Source organism: Rhodanobacter sp. Soil_C_14 (assembly GCF_057657335.1).
Window position 1 is genome coordinate 135,976 of the sequence record NZ_JBDGIQ010000007.1, and the last position, 21,342, is coordinate 157,317.

The window sequence follows — 21,342 nt, forward strand, 5'->3', positions numbered from 1 at the left end:
GGTTCACCGTGGCGGCAGCGGGACAGTGCGCATTCCACTATACGGCGTCGCGTCGCCGGCCCGGGCGACAACCCCATTGTGCCGGCTGTTGCGTTGGATCCATGGGCGGGATGTGTCGTCCCGTGTTCCACTTACACTGTGCCGGCCACTCGGCATACGGGGAGAAATGCATGCTTGCTCGAATACTCGGTCTGCTGGGTCTGTGGCTGTTGCTGGCGGCGCCATTGCCGGCGCAGGAGGTGCCGCCGGCGTTGCGCGATTGGCAAGGCTGGGTGCTGCACGACGTGCCGCAGCATGATTGTCCGTTCATGGCCAGCCAGATGCCGGGTGTCGGCGGCCGTCAATGCGCCTGGCCGGGGCGCCTGAGCCTAGATGCGGGCAAGGACGGCGGGCGGTTCAGTCTGGACGTGCACGTGGATGCGCCGAGCTGGGTGGCGCTGCCCGGCGATGCGAGGAACTGGCCGCAACAGGTCAGCGCGAACAACCAGCCGGCCACCGTGCTGCAACGTGACGGCCAGCCGATGTTGTGGCTGATGCCGGGCGATTACCAGTTGCGCGGCAGCTTGCCATGGGTGGCGCGCCCGTCACGGCTGCACGTGCCAGCGGCGATCGGGCTGGTGGCGCTGAGCGTCGATGGCGCGGCGGTAGCCCGCATCGAGCGCAATGGCGAACAGCTCACCCTGGGCGAGGCCGCGGCTGCGCAGCGTGCCGCCGATGCGCTGTCGCTGCGCGTCTATCGACGCCTGGAAGACGGACTGCCGGCCACGCTGCAAACCCAATTGCAGCTCAATGTCACCGGCAGCGCGCGCGAGCAGTCGCTGGGCCCGGTGCTGCCGCCGGGTTTTGTCGCCACCGCCTTGTCCGGCGACTTGCCGGCCCGGCTGGAGAACGACGGCCAACTGCGCGTGCAGCTGCGGCCAGGCCAGTGGACGATCACGCTCGCCGCGCGCAGCGTGGCTCCGCTGGCCAGGGTGGCGGTGAAGTTGCCGCCGACGCCGTGGCCGCGGCAGGAGGTCTGGAGCTATGCCGACGATTCCGACCTGCGCAGTACCCGGGTCGAGGGTCATGCCACCGATGCGGCCCAGGCCGGCGTGCCGGGGGAATGGCGCGACCTGCCGGCGTTCGTGCTGGATGACGACGCGGGCCTGGCGATCGAACAGGGTACGCGTGGTGATGAAGGCGGCACGGGCGACCAGCTGCATCTGCGGCGCGAATTGTGGCTGGACTTCGACGGTGGCGGCCTCGGCGTGGCCGACCGGCTGACCGGCGAGCTGCGCCATCACCAGCGGCTGGACGTGGCGGCGCCCTGGCAGTTGCAGCGTGCCAGCCAGGCCGGCGAACCATTGCTGATCAGCACCGGCGAGCACGGTCGCAGCGGCGTCGAGCTGCGCGAGCAGGAGCTTGATCTGGCCGCCGGCCTGCGCCTGCCCGCGCACGGCGGGGTGATTCCCAGTTCCGGCTGGCAGCTGCCGCTGGAAGATATCGATGCCACCTTGCATCTGCCGTACGGCTACCGTCTGCTCGGTGCGCCGGGCGTGGACCGTTCACCCGATTCCTGGGTGGCGCAATGGACCTTGCTTGACCTGTTCGTGGTTGCCCTGATCGCCCTGCTCGCCGGGCGCCTGTTCGGCTGGCCGTGGGCGCTGCTGGCCGCGGCTTTCCTGGCCCTGGCGCAGCATGAAGGCGGCGCGCCGCGCTGGACGCTGGCTGTCGCCCTGGCGCTGACCTTGTTGCTGCGTGCGCTGCCCGAGGGGCGATTGCGCTCCACGGCGCGCCTCGGCGCGCTGGCCGGCTTCGCGCTGGCGGTCTTGTGGACGCTGCCGTTCGCGGCGACGCAATTGCAGTACGCATTGCATCCGCAACTGGAAGGAGGCAGCCAGGCCCGGATGGCCCCGGCGGGTTACGCCGAACGGGCGGCGCGGGAAGAGGTGTATGCGAGAGCGCAGCAGAAGATGAAACAGCAGGTGGCGCCACTGCCACCGCCGCCAGCATCAGCGCCAGTGGTTAGCGAGATGAGTTCGACTGCGCTGTTGGCCCCAGGTGTGGTGTCGCGCGACGACTCAAGCGCAACGCTGAGTGCCGTCACCGTGGCGGGTTCATCGATGCAGAATCTGAGTGGCGGGCCCACCACGGTGCGCAACGACATCGACAGCCGCAGCATCGTCCAGGCCGGTGCCGGCACGCCGCAGTGGAACCAGGGCAACAACTACCAACTCGGCTGGTCCGGCCCGGTGACGACGAGCCAGAGCACCCGGCTGATCATTGCGCCGGCTTGGCTGGTGCGCCTGTTGCGGGTGGCGATGGTCGGCCTGCTGGCCGTCCTGCTGGCCAGGCTGGTCCCGCCGCTGCTGGTGCCGCTGCGCCAGCGCTGGCGCAGCGTGGGCATGGCCGGCGTCGTGCTGCTGGGCATCGCGCTGCTGCCGGTCGGTCTGCATGCGCAGAGCCTGCCTGACCAGCAACTGCTGAACCAGCTGCGCGGAAGGCTTACCGAGGCGCCGAAGTGCGTGCCGGCCTGCGCCACCGTGGCCCAGGCGCAATTGCAGGCTGCCGGCGACACCTTGGCGGTGGCGCTGGAGACGCACGTCGGCGCGGCGGTGGCCGTTCCGTTGCCGCAGGCCGACGACGGTCTGCAACTGCTCGAGGTCAGCGTGGACGGCCATGCCGATGCGCCGCTCGTGCGCATCGGCGATCAATTGTTTCTGCGCCTGGATCGCGGCGTGCACCGGGTCGGCCTGCGCTACCGCATCGGGTCGACCGACAGCGCCAACCTGCGTTTCGCGCTGCGTCCGCAACACATCGCGTTCGATGGGCAGGGCTGGTCGCTGGCCGGTGTCGACCAGGGGCGGGCGCTGGGCGACAGCGTCGCCTTGCAACGCCTGCGCTCCGCCAGCGACGGCAAGGACTTGCCGCCCGCGCAGAGTTTTCCGCCGTACGTGCGGGTGGCGCGCAGCCTGCAATTGGGCATCGACTGGACGGTCGAGAACGTGGTCGAGCGGGTTGCCCCGCAGCAGGGCGGCTTCAGCGTCACGCTGCCGCTGCTGCCGGGCGAGCACCCGGTGGGCGATGACGTGCTGGTGAAGGACGGCCGCATCAGCATCACGTTCAACGCGAACAGCCAGGAGGTGCACTGGAGCAGCCGGCTCGACCAGGCCGCGACGCTGACGCTCGAAGCGCCGGCGCTGGGCGAGCGTGCCGAGGTGTGGCAGATCCTTGCTGCGCCGATGTGGCATGTGGATGCGAAGGGCGTACCCACCAGCGCCGGTGACGAAGGCCTGCAGTTCCAGCCGCTGCCCGGCGAAAAGTTGCAGTTGACCTTTGCCAAGCCGGCGGCTATCGCCGGCGAAAGCCTGGCATTCGACGGCGTGCAGGTGACCAGCCGGGCCGGCGAACGCGTCAGCGAAACCACGCTGGAACTGCGCGCGCGCAGCACCCGTGGCGGCGAGCACGTGATCGACCTGCCTGCCGGCGCCGAACTGCTGGAAGCGACCCGCGACGACGAAGCCATCAACCTGGCGGTGCGCGACGGCAAGCTCAGCCTGCCCCTGCTGCCTGGCGAACACGTCTACACGTTGCGCCTGCGCGAACCGCATGGCGTCGGCGTGCGCACGCGCACGCCGACGTTCGCGCTACACGCACCAGTGGCCAATATCGATCTCGACCTGCAGCTGCCGCAGGATCGCTGGGTGGTGTGGACATGGGGACCGACCACCGGACCGGCCGTACTGTACTGGTCGCAACTGGTCGTGCTGCTGCTGGCTGCCTGGTTGCTGGCCCGTTTCGCGCCGACGCCGCTGCGCTTCCGCCACTGGCTGCTGCTGGGGCTGGGCTTTTCCGCGTTCGCCTGGAGCGCCTACGCGCTGGTGGTCTTGTGGCTGATCCTGCTGGGCTTGCGCGCACGCCACGCACCTGCGGAGAACGCGGACACCACGCGTTTCAACCTGCTGCAGGTCGGGCTGGCTGCGCTTACCGTGCTGGCCCTGCTGGTGTTGGTCGCCGCCGTGCCCAGGGGACTGCTCGGCCTGCCCGACATGCATGTGGCCGGCAACGGCTCGACTGCCGCAAGCCTGCGCTGGTTCGCCGACCAGAGCGCCGGCGTGCTGCCTGGCGGTGGCGTGCTCAGCGTGTCGTTGTGGTTCTACAAGCTGGCGATGCTCATCTGGGCGCTGTGGCTGGCCAATGCGCTGATCGGCTGGTTGCAGTGGGCGTTCAAGTCATGGACGCACGGCGGCTACTGGCGCAAGCCGCCGCCGAAGCCGGGCGTGACGCCGCCGCAGCTGCCGCCGAAGCATCCGGAGCCGCCGCATGCCTGATGTACGCCATGCGCTGATGGATGCCACCGCACGGCTCGGCGAGCGCGCCGACGCCGAACTGCTGCTGCTGCACGTGCTGCAGCAGGAGCGCAGCTGGCTGTTCACCCACGCCGACGACGAGCTGGCGACGGACGTCCAGACGGCTTTTCAGCAACTCGTCGCGCGGCGCGAAGCCGGCGAACCGGTGGCCTACCTCACCGGTCGCCGCGGCTTCTGGACGCTGGACCTGGAGGTGACCCCGGCGACCCTGATCCCGCGCCCGGAGACCGAGCTGCTGGTCGAGCTTGCGTTGCAACGACTGCCCGACAGGGCGCCCGTCGAGGTGGTCGACCTGGGCACCGGCAGCGGCGCGATCGCGCTGGCGATCGCCAGCGAACGGCCGCAGGCACGAGTGATCGCCACCGACGCCAGCGCCGCCGCCCTGGCGGTGGCAAGGCGCAACGCGCAACGCCACCACCTCGACAACGTCACCTTCGTGCATGGCGACTGGCTGGCACCACTGCCCGGCCAGCAGTTCGAGCTGATCGTCTCCAACCCACCGTACATCGAAGCCGCCGACCCGCACCTGGCGCAAGGCGACCTGCGCCACGAACCGGCCAGCGCACTGGCCTCGGGCGACGACGGCCTGGACGACATCCGCCGCATCCTCGTCGACGCCCGTCACCACCTGCGCCCCGGCGGATGGCTGCTGTTCGAGCATGGCTGGAACCAGGGTGAAGCGGTGCGCAGGTTGCTGGAGCTGGCCGGCTATGCCGACGTGTTCACGGCGCAGGATCTGGAGCTGCGTGATCGGGTCAGTGGGGGGACGGCGTGAATCAGGGGGGGCGACGTCGCCAGTGCTGACGTTCCGTTCACGATAGAGGCGAAGCAATTCCGCCGCCTTGCCGCCATGGCGTCAACAACGGATTGCCAAGGACAAATTTGCGAAGGAGGGTGCGGTGCCTACGGTGCGCTTCCCAACTCCATGGATTCGACAGGTGTGAGTCACCAGTGGGTCCTATTGACGATAGATCCACACCAGGCATGAGTCGGCCGGCTGCAAAATAATTCTTTCCGGAATAATGTCTTCCGGGATTTCGGCGCCGTCAGAAAACCTGCACCACTGAACATTATTTACAAAGCGATCGTAAGCCTGCTTCCCGCAGTTCGGACATGGCGGCAGGCTTCCCAGAAATCTTCTCAGATTATCCTCGTAATACAATCGATACCCCGCGCCATGATCTGGAACGTTGTCGGGCTTCGGTTCGCCCAAAACGCGATCTGCGCGGGGATCTGTCCACAGGATCGTGTGGCAATGTCCACACTGAGCACCAACGACGGGCGCTTCTGCCCATGTGAAATAGACGAGTCCATGTATTTCACAGCCTTTGATGAGAGCGGGCTCAACGCATATATCTGCCGCCGTGATCTTGGAGATGCTTGTCATCAGATTCACATGTATTAACTCAGGGGATGGTTGCGTCGATGATGGTGCTTATTGCCGTTTGATCGTATCTTCCACCAAAAAGAACCAATGCTTTTCCCGTCGCATTTCTTGAGCTTGGGTACAAGATGCCATTATAACCAGCGGTATAAGCCTTGTTTGCGATCTTGTTCGTATATCCGTAGACCAGCTTCTGTTCGATTTGTGAATTGACAGGGGCGGTGAGTCTGGCCCCGTCTATGCCCATCATTTTGATCATTTCATGGTCGGTTAGATCGAGAACGTTGTCGACGTTCAGTTCACCGACATAGAGGGACTTCCCCGCTATATTTTTGCGAACTTCTGCATACGACGTGGCAACGTTGTCTCCGAAGTAGACATCCCCTCCGGTCTGGCGAAATGTGGGATCAGAGAAGCGGTATTGAGCTTTGGGATTTGTGCTTAAAGGCTGAAAGTTGCTGTCATAAATTTTATGTCCGTCCATCTTGATTGGCTTTCCCTTTCCAGCGGTCAGGCGATTGCTTGGCTCGGGATTGGCGCTGATGGTCGGCTTGCTCGCCCTCTGCGCGGGTCCTTGTTTTGCTTTGGGAGCTTCTCTTGCGCGATCAGACCACTTGTCTGCTGACGGCGTTGACTGCGTCGCAGTTTGTTCTCTTAGCCGCGGCTCCGCCTTCAGCCGCCCCTCATTCCTCACCATCCAGTCGGCGAACTTCGGTCCCATCCGGCTGCTGCGGACGCCTTCGGCCAGTTGGCCCATGTCGCCGCGGCCCTTGGCCAGGTAGGCGAGGATGCCCATCAGCAGGAGGACGAACATGGCGACGTGGGCGCGGGCGATTTTTTCGGCGGCGTGCTGGATCGCGAAGCGGTCGACGCGGATGGGTTGCTGCGGCAGCGGTGACGGGGAGGCGGCGGACCAGGCCAGGCGGATGCCGTCCCAGTAGGCGCGGGCGACGTCGGGCATGTCCCGCACGATGTATTCGCTGAGTGCCTTGAGCCCCATGAAGATGAGAATCCATTCGCCCATCTGCGCGCCGGCCGCCGCGCCGATGACGACTCCCGGGGCGGCGCCGACGCCCACGCCGAACACGCCGCCGGCGACGCCGCCGATGAGTGCGCCGCCGCCGGTGCTGGTCAGCATCACGATCAGGCATTGGCGCAACACGGCGACGATGTCGTTGACGACGGCGTCGAGGTCGAGGTGCTGGAAGTCGCGAAGGATGCGATAGACCGCCAGGCCTTCGGAAAGCGTGATGGCAAGCTGCAGGGCATCGGCCCGCGCGGAGATCAGTCTGGCTTCATTGCGGGCGCCGGATATCTGGCGGCCTGCCCAGCGCTCGAGCTGGTTCCATGAGTCCTGTATCGACGTGGCCAACGTCATCGCAACTCCTTCCCTGGAGGTTTTCCTCAAAGCTCAACGCAGCGTAATCGTGGCGGGGCTCGCGGGCTGTAAGGCATCGCCGGCGATGGCCAGCGATGTGCGCCACGTCACATTGGGCGACCGGCGTGAGGCGGTGTCAGCCGGTGCTGGCCATGCTGCCCGCGCACAGCGTCGGGAAGCGCGCATGGATCGCGTGGCGGATGCCGGGCAGGTCCAGCCCGGCCATCGTCAGCACTTCCTCGCGGCTGCCGTGTTCCAGATAGACGTCTGGAAGGCCAAGATGCAGGATCGGCTGGGTGATGCCGTGGGCGGCCAGGCATTCGGCCACGGCCGAGCCGGCGCCGCCGGCGACCGCGTTGTCTTCCAGGGTGACGAAGGCGTCGTGGGTCTTCGCCAGCTCCACGATCATCGCCTCGTCCAGCGGCTTCACGAAACGCATGTTGACCAGGGTCGCGTCGAGCTCGGCGGCGATCGTGCTGGCGGCGGGAAGCATCGCGCCGAAACTGAGCAGGGCCAGGCCGTGGCCGCGGCGACGCAGGTCGGCCTTGCCGATCGGCAAGGTGTCGAGCTGCTCGCTGATGGCGACGCCGGGGCCGGTGCCGCGCGGGTAGCGGATCGCGGCGGGGCCGGTGTACTGGAAGCCGGTGGAAAGCATCGCGCGGCATTCGTTTTCGTCGGCGGGCGCCATGATCACGAAGTTGGGCAGGCAACGCAGGAAAGAGAGATCGAAGCTGCCCGAATGCGTCGCGCCGTCCGGGCCGACCACGCCGGCGCGGTCGATCGCGAAGGTGACGTCGAGGTTCTGCAGCGCCACGTCGTGGATGGCCTGGTCGTAGGCGCGCTGCAGGAAGGTGGAATAGATCGCCACGACGGGTTTGGCGCCTTCGCAGGCCATGCCGGCACCAAGCGTCACCGCATGCTGCTCGGCGATGGCCACGTCGAAGTACCGGTCCGGGTACTCCTTCGAGAACCGCACCAGGCCGGAACCTTCGCGCATCGCCGGGGTGATCGCCAGCAGGCGCGGGTCGGCCGCGGCCTGGTCGCACAGCCAGTTGCCGAAGATGTCGGTATAGGTGGGCTTGGCTGGCGTGTTCTTCTTCACCAGGCCGGCCTGCGGGTCGAACGGACCGACCGCGTGGTACTCGATCTGCGCCTCTTCGGCCGGGGCGTAGCCCTTGCCCTTGGTGGTGATCACGTGCAGCAGCTGCGGGCCGGGCAGGTTCTTCACCGTGCGCAGCGCCTGCAGCAACTGCGGCATGTTGTGGCCGTCGATCGGTCCGGTGTAGTGGAAGCCCAGTTCCTCGAACAAGGTGGAGGGCACGAACATGCCCTTGGCATGTTCTTCCCAGCGCTTGAAGAAGCGGCCCATGAATGACTGCTTGGGGATCGCCCGCTTGGCCCGCTCGCGCAGCTGGTTCAGGCGGCGGCTCGCCATCGCGCGGGCCATCATCTTGGTCATCGCGCCGACGTTCTCGCTGATCGACATGCCGTTGTCGTTGAACACCACCAGCATGTCCGGTTCCACGTCGCCACCGTGGTTCAGCGCTTCGAACGCCATGCCGGCGGTCATCGCGCCGTCGCCGATCACCGCCACCACCTTGCGGTGGTCGCCCTTGCGCTGCGCGGCGATCGCCATGCCCAGGGCGGCGGAAATCGAGGTCGACGAATGGCCGACGCCGAAGGTGTCGTACTCGCTTTCCTCGCGGCGCGGGAACGGCGCCAGGCCGTCCTTCTTCTTGATCGTGGTGATGCGGTCGCGGCGGCCGGTGAGGATCTTGTGCGGGTAGCACTGATGACCCACGTCCCATACCAGGCGATCGTTCGGGGTATCGAATTCGTGGTGCAGGGCCACGGTGAGCTCGACCACGCCCAGGCCCGCGCCGAAGTGACCGCCGGAACTGGCGACCGACTCGATCAGGAACTGTCGCAGCTCGTCGGCGACGGCGGGCAGCTCGTCATCGGGTACGCGGCGCAGATCGGCTGGTGCCTCGATCGCGGCCAGATGGGGATAGCGGGAAAGGTCGGTCATCTGCGTATTGTTGGCCCAGCGGCGGGGCGGGGCAAGGGCGAAGCCGTGAAGAATGCAGCCCGGCAGCGGCCCGAAACCTGCACATCCGGCATACGGCGGGCGTTGCATGCTGGGTCAGGTTCCCTTCGGAAAGTCGCTCCATGGCCAGTCTCTCGCAGTCCTTTCGTCGTTTTGCGGAAGCCACCGCCCGCCATTCCGGTCGGCCGGCAACCTTCCTGTGCGCCGCGCTGATCGTGGTGATCTGGGCCGCCAGCGGGCCCTTGTTCGATTTTGGCGACACCTGGCAGCTGGTGATCAACACCGGCACCACGATCATCACCTTCCTGATGGTGTTCCTGATCCAGAACAGCCAGAACCGCGACAGCGCGGCGCTGCAGATCAAGCTGGATGAACTGATCCGCGCCACGGCGGCCCACAACAGCCTGCTCGACCTCGAGGATGTCGACGAGGAAACGCTGGAGCGCATTCGCGAGAACTATCGCAAGCTGGCCAGCCAGCGCGAGCAGCAGGCCCGTCGCGAAGGCGCCGACCGGCAGGCTGAAAAGCGGGAGGAGGCCGGGGAGGCCTGCGAAGAGGTCAGGGAGATCGATCGGGAGCTGAAGGAAAATCGCGCCACGCGCGCCTGCGAGGGCGAGGCCAAGGGTGAAGCCGCGGCGAAAGGCTAGGCGTATTCCGCGATGGCACGCCGGTCACGGGGCAGCCGGCTGACCAGGAACTCCATCTGGTCGGCCAGGATGTTGCGATTGGACAGGATCAGGTGTTCGACCCAGCTCGGCCGGTACGGTACCGCCAGCAACGGCATGTTGGCCTGCTGCGGGGTGCGGTTGCTCTTCTTCAGGTTGCAGGCCAGGCAGGCGCTGACCACGTTCTCCCACTCGTCCTTGCCCTGCCTGGAGATGGGCATGACGTGGTCGCGGGTGAGGTCGGCGCGGCTGAAATGTTCGCCGCAATACAGGCAGATGTGCCGGTCGCGGGCGAACAGTGCGGTGTTGGTCAGCGCCGGGGCCGGATCAATCGCGTGCTCGCGGCAGCGGCCGGTGCTGGCGATGATCGGATGGAGTTGCAGCAGGCTTTGCGCCCCCAGCAGCCGATTGTGGCCCCCGTGGACGGTGAGGCAGGGGTCGCCAAGCGTCCAGGCCACCGCATCGCGGACATACAGGCAAACCGCCTCCTGCCAGCTGATCCAGTCGAGGATGCGGCCGGCGGCGTCCAGCGACAATACGCGCGTCGCGTTGATATCGGCGCGACTTGGCACTTCCATCAGCATGTAAATCGTCCTTCAGCCAGGGGCGTCGAAAGATCGTTCAGGCAATGCGTGCAGCCAGTCTGCGGCCAGCATAGAACAATTTCGTTGCAATCCGCATGCTTGGCCTCCGTCAGGGCCTTCCCGGGGACAGTCGCCCGGACGCCCGCAGCACTGTTATGATCGTCAGTCAACACAGACCCTACGCCGGGTTTGGTAGGGGCGCTTGGTGGTGACCCGGCACGGCGATGGGCAGAGGTGAACAACGTGGCTGAAGTTCTGTTCTACGAGAATCCGGTTCCGCTGAACCGCAATGAACACAAAGATCTGCGCATGAAGGTCGTGCCGAACGTCAAGTTCGCCATGAATGCCCATTCGGTGCCGCTGACCGGCGTGGAGTTCGGCCTTGCCGCGCGCGACATGCTGATCGTGTTTGCCGGTTCCAGCGTCGCCGACGCCGGCCCGGTCGCCCTGCTGGGCCTGCGTCAGAACGAAAACCTCTATGTCGACGCCGAAGGTCATTGGGCGCCGGACACCTACGTCCCCGCATTCGTGCGTCGCTATCCGTTCGTGCTGGCCGAGAAGCCGGCCGGCCAGGAAGGCGATGACTTCACCGTGTTCCTCGACGAGAAGTACGAAGGCTTCAACACCACCGAAGGCGAGCGTCTGTTCAAGGAAGACGGCACCGATACGGAACTGTTGACCAATGCCGTGGGTTTCCTGGGCGACTTCCAGCAGAACGTGGCGCGCACGCGCTGGTTCATGCAGCAGCTCAACAAGCATGAGCTGCTGGAGCCGCGCAACGTGCAGCTGCAGAAGCAGGGCAAGGACGGCGCCCAGGGCAAGTCGATCAACCTCAATGGCCTGTTCGTGGTCAACGAGGAAAAACTGCGCGCGCTGGACGAGAAGACCACCCACGAATTCCTGCGCGAAGGCGTGCTCGGCTGGGTCTATGCCCACCTGCTGTCGCTGTCCAACATCGATCGCCTCGCCCATCGCCTCGACGTGCGCGAGCAGGCCGAGGAAGCCGCGGGCAAGACCACCAACTGATCATCGCTGCAATCAGCGCCGGATCATGAAGAAGCCGCCTGCGGGCGGCTTCTTCGCATGCGTGCTCAGCGCACCGGCTTGGCCAGCCGCAGCAGGTCGGTGGCGTAGCCAGCCGCTTCGTACAAGGCGCGGGCGCGTTCGTTGCCCGGAAACACCGCCAGCGTCACCAGCTGGCACTGGTGTTCGCTGGCCCAGGCCTCGGCATGCGCAAGCAACAGCTTGCCCACGCCGTGCCCCTCGTGCGACGGCGCCACCGCGATGTCCGAGACATGGCAGTTGCTGCGTCCGGTGAAGAAGTCGGTGGTGCGCTGCAGGTGAATGAAGCCGGCGCGTTCGCCATCGGTGTCCTCGGCCACGAACAGGTAGCTGTTTGGTGGCTGGTCTTCCAGATGGCGCAGCAGGTCATTGCGGATGCCCTCGATGCATTCGTGGCGGCGTCGCCACGGCGGCAGCGTGAAATCCGTGAATCGCGGCACCTGTTCGAGGATGAAGTCATCGTCCTCTTCTTCGGCCAGACGGATCATCAGGGTGGAGTCGCTCATGGGAGTCGATCGCGGGCAGGACGGGACTTGCCGTTTCTACACCCTGGATCGTCGCCGTGGTAGTCCCGCCGGGCATGGGTATATCTTGCGGGGAATGCCCGTCGTCACGGACTTCATCCGTCGATGTCGAAACCGCCACGCAGGAGCGTCATCCATGTCGACCACCCGCCGCATCCACATCCGGCCATCCGCCGATTCGGCTCTCGCCCAGGGCATGCGCGACATCCAGGACGACCTGAAACTGCCGTCGGCGTTTCCGCCCGAGGTCGAGGCGGCGGCCAGCGCGGCGGCGGCGAACCCCCGCTGGCCCGAGCTCGATCGCAGCGAGATCGCCCTGGTCACCATCGACCCCGCTGGTGCGATGGACCTGGACCAGGCAATGCATGTGGAGCGCACCGACGGCGGCTATCGCGTGCACTATGCGATTGCCGATGTCGCGGCCTTCGTCAGCGCGGGCGATCCGGTCGACCTGGAAGCGCATCGGCGCGGCGAGACCCTGTACGGGGCGGAGAGCAAGATTCCGCTACACCCCAAGGTGCTGTCCGAGGATGCGGCCTCGCTGCTGCCTGACCAGCTGCGTCCCGCGCTGTTGTGGACGATCGAGCTGGATCACACCGGCGAAGGCATCGCCGTCGACGTGCGTCGAGCGAAGGTGCGCAGTCGGGCCAGGCTCGACTACGACGGTGTGCAGCGGCAGATCGACGCCGGTGCGGCCGATCCCATGTGGGCAGTGCTGCGCGAGATCGGCGAACTGCGCCGGCAGCGCGAGGTGTCGCGGGGCGGCGTGAGCCTGCCGCTGCCGGAACAGGAAGTCAGCGTGGAAGACGGGCAGTGGAAGCTGGCCTTCCGCGGTCGCCTGGCGGTGGAGGACTGGAACGAGCAGATTTCGCTGCTGACTGGCATGGCGGCGGCCTACCTGATGGTGCAGGCCAAGGTGGGCATCCTGCGCACGTTGCCGCCGCCCGATCCGCACGCGATCGCGCGACTGCGCATCACGGCGCGGGCGCTGGCCATCGACTGGCCCGATGCGCTGGACTATCCCGGCTTCATCCGCTCGCTGGACCCTTCCAGCGACGTGCACGTGGCGATGCTCACCGCCTGCACCAGCGTGCTGCGGGGCGCCGGCTACGCCGCGTTCAACGGCACCTTGCCGGCACAGTCGATGCACTCGGCGCTGGCCGCGCAGTATGCCCACGCCACCGCGCCACTGCGGCGGCTGGTCGACCGCTACAGCGGCGAGATCTGCGTGGCGCTGTGCGCGAAGCAGCCGGTGCCGGCATGGGCGCTGGCCGCGCTGCCGGATCTGCCGGCCACGATGCAGACCTCCGGCCATCGCGCCGGTCAGTACGAAAGCGCCGTGCTCAACCTGGCCGAAGCCGTGGTGCTGGCGCCGCGGGTGGGCGAGGTGTTCCCCGGGGCGATCGTCGAAGTGGCCCGCGACGATCCGCGCAAGGGCACGGTGATCGTGCGCGAGCCGGCGATCGAGGCCAGTGTGTCCGGCAGCGCCGCCTTGCCGCTGGGAGCTGACGTCCGGGTGAGCCTGGTCGAGGCCGACCCGGTCAGGCGGGTGACGCGTTTCGCGCTGAGCGGCTGAGCAAGGCCCCCGGGTCGATCACGGCGTGCGTTCGCGGATGGCCCGCGAGAAGTCGTCCGTCGCCCGCGTGCCTCTCGCCCGGTCGGTGATCCGGCTGCGTTCGCGCAGGACGTCCACCGTCACGCTGCGATCCACCGCGCCCACCCCGTGCAGGTATTCCGGCAGGTAGCCGGTGAACAGCAGGCGGAAATCCCACGGCAGGCGCGGCTCGATCTGGCGGGCCATGTGGTAGACGATCGTGGTGCAGTTGGAGGTGAGCGTGTTGTAGAACGCCGGCGTCGCCGCCAGCCGGTTGGCGGCGTGCACGTAGGACAGGAACAGCGCACGCATCGCGGGCTTGTCCATGCGCAGCGGGTACAGGTAGTCGTCTTCGCCGCGCACGTTGGTGCGCACACGGATGATGTCGTGTTCGTCGGCCGCCACCAGGGTGGTCTCGAACTGTTTGAAGAAGCCGCCGATCGCCGAATACTGCTCGCCCCGTTCGCGGCGGATCTCCACCGAGAACACCACGTGGCGACCGTCGTCGAAGCCGAACGAAATCATCGCGTGGGCGATCGCCTGGCTGCCCCAGTACGACAGCACGGCGTCGGCGGTGACCAGGTGGTCGAGGTCGTAGCGACGGGTTTCCCAATGCGCGTCGTAGTCGGTGTCGGCTCGCCAGACGAAGTCGCGCACGTTGTCCAGCACGACCTGGTTGCCCTCGATGCGGCCCGTGAGCGGGCGCGAGACGTCGTCGGCCCAGTCGCGCAGGTTGGATGGTGCAATGCCGCTCCACCAGAGCAGCAGCAACGCGTACAGCACCAGGTAGATTCCCGGTGGAAGCCAGCTGCGGCGGCTGATCGCGACGCCTGCCAGCACGATCACCACCAGCGACCAGGTCACGCTGCCCAGGATCTTCACCACCGTGCCGCCCGGCAGCTGGTACCACAGGGCCAGCGCGCCCCACGCGCCCGAACCCAGGGTGGCCAGGGCGAGCAGGCCGAACAGCAGCATCCGCGCGATCATCCTGATTCTCTGCTTCATCACGTCTCGTGCCAGCGGTCGACTGCACCAGCGTGGGGCTTCGGTCGCTGCAAGGCAATCCGTGCACGCTGGCGATGCTGGCCGGGGGTGTGGCGCAATACCGGCGATGAGCGACCATGCCGCACATCCGCTGCGATGGTTGTCGCGAGCGCAACGGGTATGTCAGATTCGCGTTCATCAGGGCAGGCGGGCATCGTTCGACATGGAATCTGGTTGATGCTCGAGCTCCTTTTCATCGCCGTCGTCGGTTTCGTCATGTACTGGCATTTCCTGTCGGGATGTTTCAGGCGCCTGTTCCAGCCCCGTTTCGGGCATGCGAACTACGCGTCATTGAGGCGTTCTGCCTGGATCCAGTCGATCATTGGCGGAGGCGCCACGCTGGTACTGGCTGAACTTTGCCTGCTGCACTCGCAGATAGTGGGGCTGGAGTTGGGTGAGGTGGTTTTTTTTGCCGGCGGCTTCGGCATTGGGCAGATCTGCTTCCTGCGGATGCCGGAGCGGATGTGGGGATGACAAGCACCGCTGCAGGGCGACGGCCCGCTGCCTTTCAGGCAACAATCTCCGCCTGGCATGCCCTCGAAGGAATGTGCTTCGGGCGCCCAACGGTCTGGCTGGTTTGCCCTGCGGACGGGAGATTGACGCTCTCGCCTCCAGCATGGGAGCCGGGCCCGTGATCTTCGCGATATCGGTCAGGGACAATCATTCAAACATGGTCGGCTCTTGCGATCGACTCGATCCCGCGAGTGGCTGTCCGTCGTGCGCTTCCTGTGGCTATCGCACAGATCCGGATTTCACAACTCCGGCGTTTCGCCTTCGCACCCGGCGTTACGACATCTCCTGTTGTTATGACGGCGCAATCATTGTCAGTGCCAAATTCATGGACTTCTGCCGCTCTCTTGGAAATGCACAGTTGATATTTGCAGACCTGCCCCGTGCGCCTGGCTTCCACCACCTCAAGTGCTCCAACCCGGTGGCACTCGACTACAGAGCCATGGGCACCGTGCGCTCACGCTGGTGCCCCGGTTGCGAACGTTATCGCGAGATCATCGGTTGCAGTCGTATCATCCTGCAGCAAGGAGCTTCCGTCGCGAGCAGGGAGCTGCGCTTCTCTGATGGGTATTTCGGTTCAAACAACGAGGCCAGCCGGCTTCTGCTCGCCGGGGCGGAGTTCATGGAGTCTGCCAGGGGCGCCGGGTTGACCGGCATCGATTCCGATGGACTTGTAGACTGACGGCAAGCGCGCCTGTCGCCAACGTTGCTGCCCGTCCCCCTGCGAGCAGAGGGGAGGAACCGCTGGCAGCGTCGGCCGGCTTCAGCCGCCCACCACCGGCAATGCGATGAAGCTCGCCTGATCCGCCGCGTGGTACACGCGCTGCGTCGCCTTCACGTAATCAGCCGGCTTGGCCAGCAAGATGTTCGGCACGAAGGTCTGCGGGTTGCGGTCGTACAGCGGGAACCAGCTCGATTGCACCTGCACCATGATGCGGTGGCCGGGCAGGAAGACGTGGTTGGCCGAGGGCAGGGCGAAGCGGTAGGACAGCGGCTGGTTGGCGGCGAGCGGCTTCGCCTCGGTGAAGCCTTCGCGGTAGCGGCCGCGGAAGATGTCCATCGCCACGGCGAGCTGGTAGCCGCCCATCTCCGGTTCGTAGGCCACCTGGTCGGGGTAGACGTCGATCAGCTTGACCACCCAGTCGCTGTCGGTGCCGCTGGTCGAGGCGACCAGGTTCACCTCGGGCGCGCCGCTGATGGTCAGCGGCGCGGTGAGTACGTCGCTGACGTAGCTGAGCACGTCGGTGCGGCCGGACGCCTCGCGCTGGTCGTCGACCAGCCACTGCGGCCAGGTGAAGGTGCCGTAGCCGATCGGCTGGATCGGACGCGCGCGGAACGGCACCGGGTGCGCGGGATCGGATACGTATTCGTCGTAGGCGGCGCCCGCGGCGGGCGCGTTGAAGCCGAGCTTGCTGCCGGGTTCCAGGTACAGCGGGCGGCTTTTCGTGGGGCAGCCATCGGCGCACGCCAGCGGCCAGCGATCCAGTCGCTGCCACTGGTTGCTGCCGGTCTGGTAGGCGGTGACGGCGGCGGTGTCGGCCTTCGGCGCGCCGTCCTTGAGGTATTGCGCCAGGTACGGGCGCAGGATCTTCTCGCGGAAATACTTCGCGGTGTCGCTGCCGAAGCGGATCGCGCCCAGCGAGCTGCCTTCCCCGATTTCCTGCCCATGATTCCACGGGCCCATCACCAGCTTGACCATGTTGCCGCCGGCGTCCTTCGGCTTGATCGCGCGGTACACGGCTTGTGCGCCGTAGATGTCTTCCTGGTCCCACAGGCTGTGCACCAGCATCACCGGCACCTTCAGCGGCTGCGCGGCGAGCAGCTTGTCGACCGCCTGGTCGCTCCAGAAGCTGTCGTAGGCCGGGTGCGCCAGCAGCTTGTTCCAGAAGCCGAGCTGGCGCATGCCGTAGGCGTCGGCCAGCGCACCGGCGGAGCCGTAATGCATGAACAGGTCGTAGTCGTCGTGGTAGTTCGTCCACCACTTGATCGAGTTGTCGCGGCTGCCGACCTGCTCGTAGATGTAGGCCAGGTTCTGCTGGCGGAACGCGCCGTTGTGGAACCAGTCGTCGCCCATCCAGCCGTCGACCATCGGGTTCATCGGTACCGACACCTTCAGCGCCGGGTGCGGGTTGAACAGCGCCATCAGGGGCTCGAAGCCGTCGTAGGAAATGCCCAGCGTGCCGACCTTGCCGTTCGACTCGGGAATGTTCTTCACCAGCCAGTCGATGGTGTCGTACGTGTCGGTGGCGTCGTCGACCGGAGTGGGATTCTGCGGGCCGTGCAGCGGCCGGTTCATCACGTAGTCGCCTTCGGAGCCGTACTTGCCGCGCACGTCCTGCACCACGCGGATGTAGCCGTCCTCGACGATGATGTCGGCCACGTTGTCGTAGCCCTGCAGGGCCGGCCCGAGGTGGCCGCTCATGCTGAGGTTGGTCAGCGCGTTCGCGTCGTACGGGGTGCGGGTCAGCAGGATGCCGGCGTGATGGGCACCCTTGGGCACCAGGATCACGGTGTGCAGCTTGACCCCGTCGCGCATCGGCACCATCACGTCGCGCCGCTCGTAGTCGAAGCTGGCGGTGGCCGGCACGAATTTCGCCGGGGTCTCGCTGGGGTAGTTCGGGTATTTCGCCTGCGCCGTATCGGTGGCCTGCAGCAGGCCAGTCGCGGTGAGCAGCAGGGCGAAAAGGGCAGGCCGAATGCCCGCAGCGAACCGACTCGACGTCATGATGAATCCCCTGGGGTCAACTCTCGCCAGAGTAAACCCGCCGCCGCCACATCGCGACCGGAAAGTTGGCAAGACTGTTGCTTCAGTCCGGGCATGAGCGACCATGCCTACGACATCAGCTACCTGCTGGACAGCGACGCAGCCACGGCCGAGGTGCCGGTATTGCACGTGGCCAAGGCGCCACCGAGGCCTGCGCGCAGCCCGTCGCACATCGCCGCGGCCCAGGCAGCGCTGGCGCTGGAGTTGCTGCAGGTCGCCGAGGCCCACGAGGACTGGATCAGGCAGTACGTGCGCATGTACGGCGTCGCGGGCGACGGCGCCTGATCCCGTCGGCCTGATCCCGTCAGCCTGATCCTGTCAGCCTTGCACAGCAGAAGCTGACCCGGATGGGCACATCCGGTCACTTCTGAGAAGTCGGCGCCCGGACAGACAAAAGCCCGGGATCGCCCCGGGCCTTGTCGTTGAACTGCCAGCGATGGATCAGGCGATCGCGGGCAGCGTGTCCACGCCGGCGTCGATCGCCGCCTTGTGCATCAGCGTGCGGGGCAGGATGCGGGCGAAATAGAACGCGGCGGTGTCGCGCTTGGCCTGCTTGAACGCGGCCGATTGATTGCCGGCCTCGGCGGCCACCACGCTGCGCGCCCACAGGTAGGCGAGGGTGACGTAGCCTGAGTAGTACAGGTAGTCGGTCGCCGCGGCGCCGAGTTCCTCCGGGTTGGCCGCCACGCGCTGGGCCAGGCTCACGGTGAGGTCGCTCCACTCCTTCGTGGCGACGGCCAGCGGGCCGATCAGGTTGCGCAGCGCGGCATCGGCACTGTGCTGCTGGCAGAACGCGCTGATCTCCTGCAGGAAATGCTTCGCGCCCACGCCCTGCAACTGGAGGATCTTGCGGCCCAGCAGGTCGGCCGCCTGGATGCCGGTGGTGCCTTCGTACAAGGTGATGATGCGGGCGTCGCGGACGAACTGCTCCATGCCGTTCTCGGCGATGTAGCCGTGGCCGCCGTAGATCTGCAGCGCTTCCTTGGTGCACTCCTGCGCCAGCTCGGTGGTCATGCCCTTGGCGATCGGGATCAGGAAGGCAACCAGTTCGCCGGCCTTCTGCCGCGCCGCTTCGTCGGTGCCGCGATGTTCGATGTCGGTCTGCAGCGCGGTGTACAGCACCAGCGCGCGCGAGCCTTCGACGAAGGCGCGCTGGGTCAGCAGCATGCGGCGCACGTCCGGCTGCACCAGCAGGTTGTCGGCCGGCTTGTCGGGAAACTTCGGGCCCGACAGCGAGCGCGACTGCAGGCGTTCGCGCGCGTAGTTGAGGCTGTTCTGCAGCGCACGCTCGGCCAATGCCAGGCCCTGCACGCCGACCGAAAGGCGCGCCGCATTCATCATGGTGAACATCGCGGCCAGGCCCTTGTGCGGCTTGCCGATCAGGTAGCCCTCGGCGCCGTCGAAGTTCATCACGCAGGTGGAGCAGGCGTGGATGCCCATCTTGTGCTCGATCGCGCCGGCGGCCACGGTGTTGCGCTCGCCCGGCGTGCCGTCGGCGTTGAGCTTGAACTTCGGCACGATGAACATCGAGATGCCGCGGCTGCCTTCCGGCGCGTCGGGCAGGCGCGCCAGCACCAGGTGCACGATGTTCTCGGTGAGGTCGTGCTCGCCGGCGCTGATGAAGATCTTGGTGCCGCTGATCTTGTAGACGGCGTGGCCGTCCGCGTCAGCCGCTGCGGGCTCCGCCCGGGTCTTCAGCAGGCCCAGGTCGGAGCCGGCCTGCGGCTCGGTGAGGCACATGGTGCCGGTCCAGCGACCTTCGACGATCGGCTTCATGAAACGCTCGCGCTGCCATTCCTCGCCGTGCATTTCCATCGCGTGGGTGGCGCCCTCGGACAGCAGCGGATACAGGCTCCAGGCCAGGTTGCCGGACTGGAAGATCTCGGTGGTGGCGGTGCCCAGCACGCCGGGCAGGGCCTGGCCGCCGTAGGTTTCCGGATTGGTCAGGCCGGTCCAGCCGCCTTCGGCGAACGCCTTGAACGCTTCCTTGAACGACTTCGGCGTGGTCACCGTCTGGGTGGCCTTGTCGTAGTGGCAGCCCTCGGCGTCGGCCGGACCATTCGTCGGCGCCAGCAGCTGTTCGCTGAGCCGGCCGGCTTCCTCCAGTACCGCGTCGAACAGGTCGCGGGTGTGGGCTTCGCCGCCCTGCAGCGAGGTCAGGGTCGACTCGGCGCCCAGTACATCAAACAGGGCGAAACGCAGGTCGTCGAGGGGAGCCTTGTATGCGGTCATGGTGGTTCCTTCGTTGAATGGGGTGATCAGCGATACGTGTTGGCGATGCCCGGCACTGCCGAGATCCAGTCGCTGCCGTTGAAGTCGAACGAGCGCGGCTTGTCTTCCTGCTCGGGTTTGGCGTTGGTGCTGCCGCTGACGCGATAGGCCAGCGAACCGGCGCTGCCCTTGCCGGCAATGGCCGCAAGCGCCTGGCTCATCGCGCTGGTGGGCAGCACGTCGATGCGGACCACGTCGCCGGCCAGCTCGGGGATGTCGAGGTCGAAGTTCGCATGCAGGCGCACCGGCACCAGTTCGGCGATCTGCAACTGGCCGTCGATCGAGCTGAACTTCATGCCGGCGTAGCTGTTGTTCTGGATGCGCACGGTCAGCTGCCACTGGCCGCTGGGCAGCACCACCAGTTGCTGGATGTTCACGGTGGGCGGGAACACGCTCTTCCTGGCCGGGCCGCAGGCGGCCAGGCCCAGCAGCAGGACGGGGATGATCCAGCGCAACAGACGCATTGCCGTTCTCCAAACGATCGTTTGAAAGTCGATTCTAACCGCGTTTGGGGGGCAACTGGCCAGTGGCGGCGTCGAACATCGTCATCGCCTCGCCGCGGCGCCCCGCGAAAGCCCGTCCCGCCCGCCCGGTTTCGCGCTCATCCGCAAACAGGCATCATCGACGACTTGTCTCCAGCGCTGGGGTTGCACCGCATGTCACGACGTTTTATCGCACGCCGCTCGCCGATCCACGGCAATGGCGTGTTCGCCACCGCACCGATCGGCAAGGGTGAGGAAATCATCGAGTACAAGGGCCGGCTGATCAGTCACGACGAGGCGGACGATCTGTATGGCGACGGCGGCGAAACCGGCCATACCTTCTTGTTCACGCTCAACGACGACTACATCATCGACGCCAACCAGCAAGGCAACAGCGCCCGCTGGATCAACCACAGCTGTGCGCCGAACTGCCGCGCGCTGGTCGAGGAAAGCGCCAGCGGCGACCCGCGTCGCGACAAGGTGTTGATCGAGGCGATCCGCAACATCAGGCCGGGCGAGGAACTCACCTACGACTACGGCATCGTGCTCGACGTGCCGCATACCGCGCGCCTGAAAAAACTGTGGAAGTGCCTGTGCGGTTCGCCGAAGTGCACCGGCACGCTGCTCAAGCCCAAGCGGTAGGCAAGCGCGGAAAACGCCTTTTATACTCCGTGGAAGTTGCTC

Annotated in this window: 17 protein-coding genes and 1 pseudogene; 9 read left to right on the forward strand and 9 right to left on the reverse strand. The window is 66.3% G+C overall.

The features are described from left to right. Positions 1 to 170: 170 nt before the first annotated feature. A complete protein-coding gene (locus tag AC3A56_RS15940) occupies positions 171 to 4,310 on the forward strand; it encodes a hypothetical protein (RefSeq protein WP_487770998.1) in 4,140 nt (1,379 codons plus the stop codon). After that, on the forward strand, positions 4,303 to 5,124 hold the full coding sequence (gene prmC / locus AC3A56_RS15945) for a peptide chain release factor N(5)-glutamine methyltransferase (RefSeq protein ID WP_487770999.1): 822 nt from the start codon (positions 4,303 to 4,305) through the stop codon (positions 5,122 to 5,124). Before AC3A56_RS15940 ends, prmC begins: the two co-directional genes overlap by 8 nt. A gap of 183 nt (positions 5,125 to 5,307) precedes the next feature. On the opposite strand, the gene AC3A56_RS15950 is transcribed toward prmC, so the two are convergent. The 3 genes from AC3A56_RS15950 to dxs all read right to left on the reverse strand — a co-directional run bounded on the left by AC3A56_RS15950 (position 5,308) and on the right by dxs (position 9,140). Beyond that, positions 5,308 to 5,736: a hypothetical protein gene (locus tag AC3A56_RS15950; protein ID WP_157599056.1), complete on the reverse strand. Its 429-nt coding sequence runs from the start codon at positions 5,734 to 5,736 to the stop codon at positions 5,308 to 5,310. Between the two features lie 19 nt (positions 5,737 to 5,755). Further along, a complete protein-coding gene (locus AC3A56_RS15955) occupies positions 5,756 to 7,111 on the reverse strand; it encodes an RES family NAD+ phosphorylase (RefSeq protein ID WP_056768400.1) in 1,356 nt (451 codons plus the stop codon). A 136-nt stretch (positions 7,112 to 7,247) separates the two neighbouring features. Then, positions 7,248 to 9,140, reverse strand: coding sequence for a 1-deoxy-D-xylulose-5-phosphate synthase (gene dxs / locus AC3A56_RS15960; RefSeq protein WP_056768405.1), 1,893 nt, complete (start codon positions 9,138 to 9,140; stop codon positions 7,248 to 7,250). A 140-nt stretch (positions 9,141 to 9,280) separates the two neighbouring features. Here dxs and AC3A56_RS15965 point away from each other — a divergent pair. After that, positions 9,281 to 9,620, forward strand: a pseudogene (locus AC3A56_RS15965) (low affinity iron permease family protein); the annotation flags it as partial. Between the two features lie 181 nt (positions 9,621 to 9,801). On the opposite strand, the gene AC3A56_RS15970 reads toward AC3A56_RS15965, so the two are convergent. Beyond that, entirely contained in the window at positions 9,802 to 10,407 is a 606-nt protein-coding gene (locus AC3A56_RS15970) for an HNH endonuclease (protein ID WP_056715710.1), read from the reverse strand. 243 nt (positions 10,408 to 10,650) lie between these two features. Between AC3A56_RS15970 and AC3A56_RS15975 the strand changes: the two genes are divergently transcribed. Next, positions 10,651 to 11,433 (forward strand): SapC family protein, encoded by a 783-nt coding sequence (locus tag AC3A56_RS15975; RefSeq protein WP_056715761.1) that lies wholly within the window; start codon positions 10,651 to 10,653, stop codon positions 11,431 to 11,433. Between the two features lie 65 nt (positions 11,434 to 11,498). Here AC3A56_RS15975 and AC3A56_RS15980 read toward each other — a convergent pair whose 3' ends face one another. Beyond that, complete coding sequence (locus AC3A56_RS15980; RefSeq protein WP_487771000.1) at positions 11,499 to 11,975, reverse strand: GNAT family N-acetyltransferase; 477 nt, start codon at positions 11,973 to 11,975, stop codon at positions 11,499 to 11,501. Between the two features lie 154 nt (positions 11,976 to 12,129). Between AC3A56_RS15980 and AC3A56_RS15985 the strand changes: the two genes are divergently transcribed. After that, positions 12,130 to 13,569, forward strand: coding sequence for an RNB domain-containing ribonuclease (locus AC3A56_RS15985; protein ID WP_487771001.1), 1,440 nt, complete (start codon positions 12,130 to 12,132; stop codon positions 13,567 to 13,569). Between the two features lie 18 nt (positions 13,570 to 13,587). On the opposite strand, the gene AC3A56_RS15990 is transcribed toward AC3A56_RS15985, so the two are convergent. Continuing rightward, a complete protein-coding gene (locus AC3A56_RS15990; RefSeq protein WP_487771027.1) occupies positions 13,588 to 14,574 on the reverse strand; it encodes an Lnb N-terminal periplasmic domain-containing protein in 987 nt (328 codons plus the stop codon). Between the two features lie 234 nt (positions 14,575 to 14,808). Between AC3A56_RS15990 and AC3A56_RS15995 the strand changes: the two genes are divergently transcribed. After that, a complete protein-coding gene (locus tag AC3A56_RS15995) occupies positions 14,809 to 15,105 on the forward strand; it encodes a hypothetical protein (protein WP_487771002.1) in 297 nt (98 codons plus the stop codon). Positions 15,106 to 15,262: 157 nt separating this feature from the next. Then, positions 15,263 to 15,823, forward strand: coding sequence for a hypothetical protein (locus AC3A56_RS16000; protein ID WP_487771003.1), 561 nt, complete (start codon positions 15,263 to 15,265; stop codon positions 15,821 to 15,823). An 81-nt stretch (positions 15,824 to 15,904) separates the two neighbouring features. Here the strand turns inward: AC3A56_RS16000 and AC3A56_RS16005 are convergent, their stop codons facing one another. Further along, a complete protein-coding gene (locus tag AC3A56_RS16005; RefSeq protein WP_487771004.1) occupies positions 15,905 to 17,866 on the reverse strand; it encodes a CocE/NonD family hydrolase in 1,962 nt (653 codons plus the stop codon). 93 nt (positions 17,867 to 17,959) lie between these two features. Here AC3A56_RS16005 and AC3A56_RS16010 point away from each other — a divergent pair, with 93 nt between their 5' ends. After that, positions 17,960 to 18,190: a hypothetical protein gene (locus AC3A56_RS16010; RefSeq protein ID WP_487771005.1), complete on the forward strand. Its 231-nt coding sequence runs from the start codon at positions 17,960 to 17,962 to the stop codon at positions 18,188 to 18,190. A 156-nt stretch (positions 18,191 to 18,346) separates the two neighbouring features. On the opposite strand, the gene AC3A56_RS16015 is transcribed toward AC3A56_RS16010, so the two are convergent. Together AC3A56_RS16015 and AC3A56_RS16020 are read right to left on the reverse strand one after the other, a co-directional pair. Then, positions 18,347 to 20,137, reverse strand: coding sequence for an acyl-CoA dehydrogenase C-terminal domain-containing protein (locus AC3A56_RS16015; protein WP_487771006.1), 1,791 nt, complete (start codon positions 20,135 to 20,137; stop codon positions 18,347 to 18,349). 26 nt (positions 20,138 to 20,163) lie between these two features. Continuing rightward, complete coding sequence (locus AC3A56_RS16020) at positions 20,164 to 20,640, reverse strand: hypothetical protein (RefSeq protein WP_007804144.1); 477 nt, start codon at positions 20,638 to 20,640, stop codon at positions 20,164 to 20,166. A gap of 192 nt (positions 20,641 to 20,832) precedes the next feature. On the opposite strand from AC3A56_RS16020, the gene AC3A56_RS16025 reads away from it, so the two are divergent. After that, a complete protein-coding gene (locus tag AC3A56_RS16025) occupies positions 20,833 to 21,300 on the forward strand; it encodes an SET domain-containing protein (protein WP_487771007.1) in 468 nt (155 codons plus the stop codon). Positions 21,301 to 21,342 lie beyond the last annotated feature (42 nt).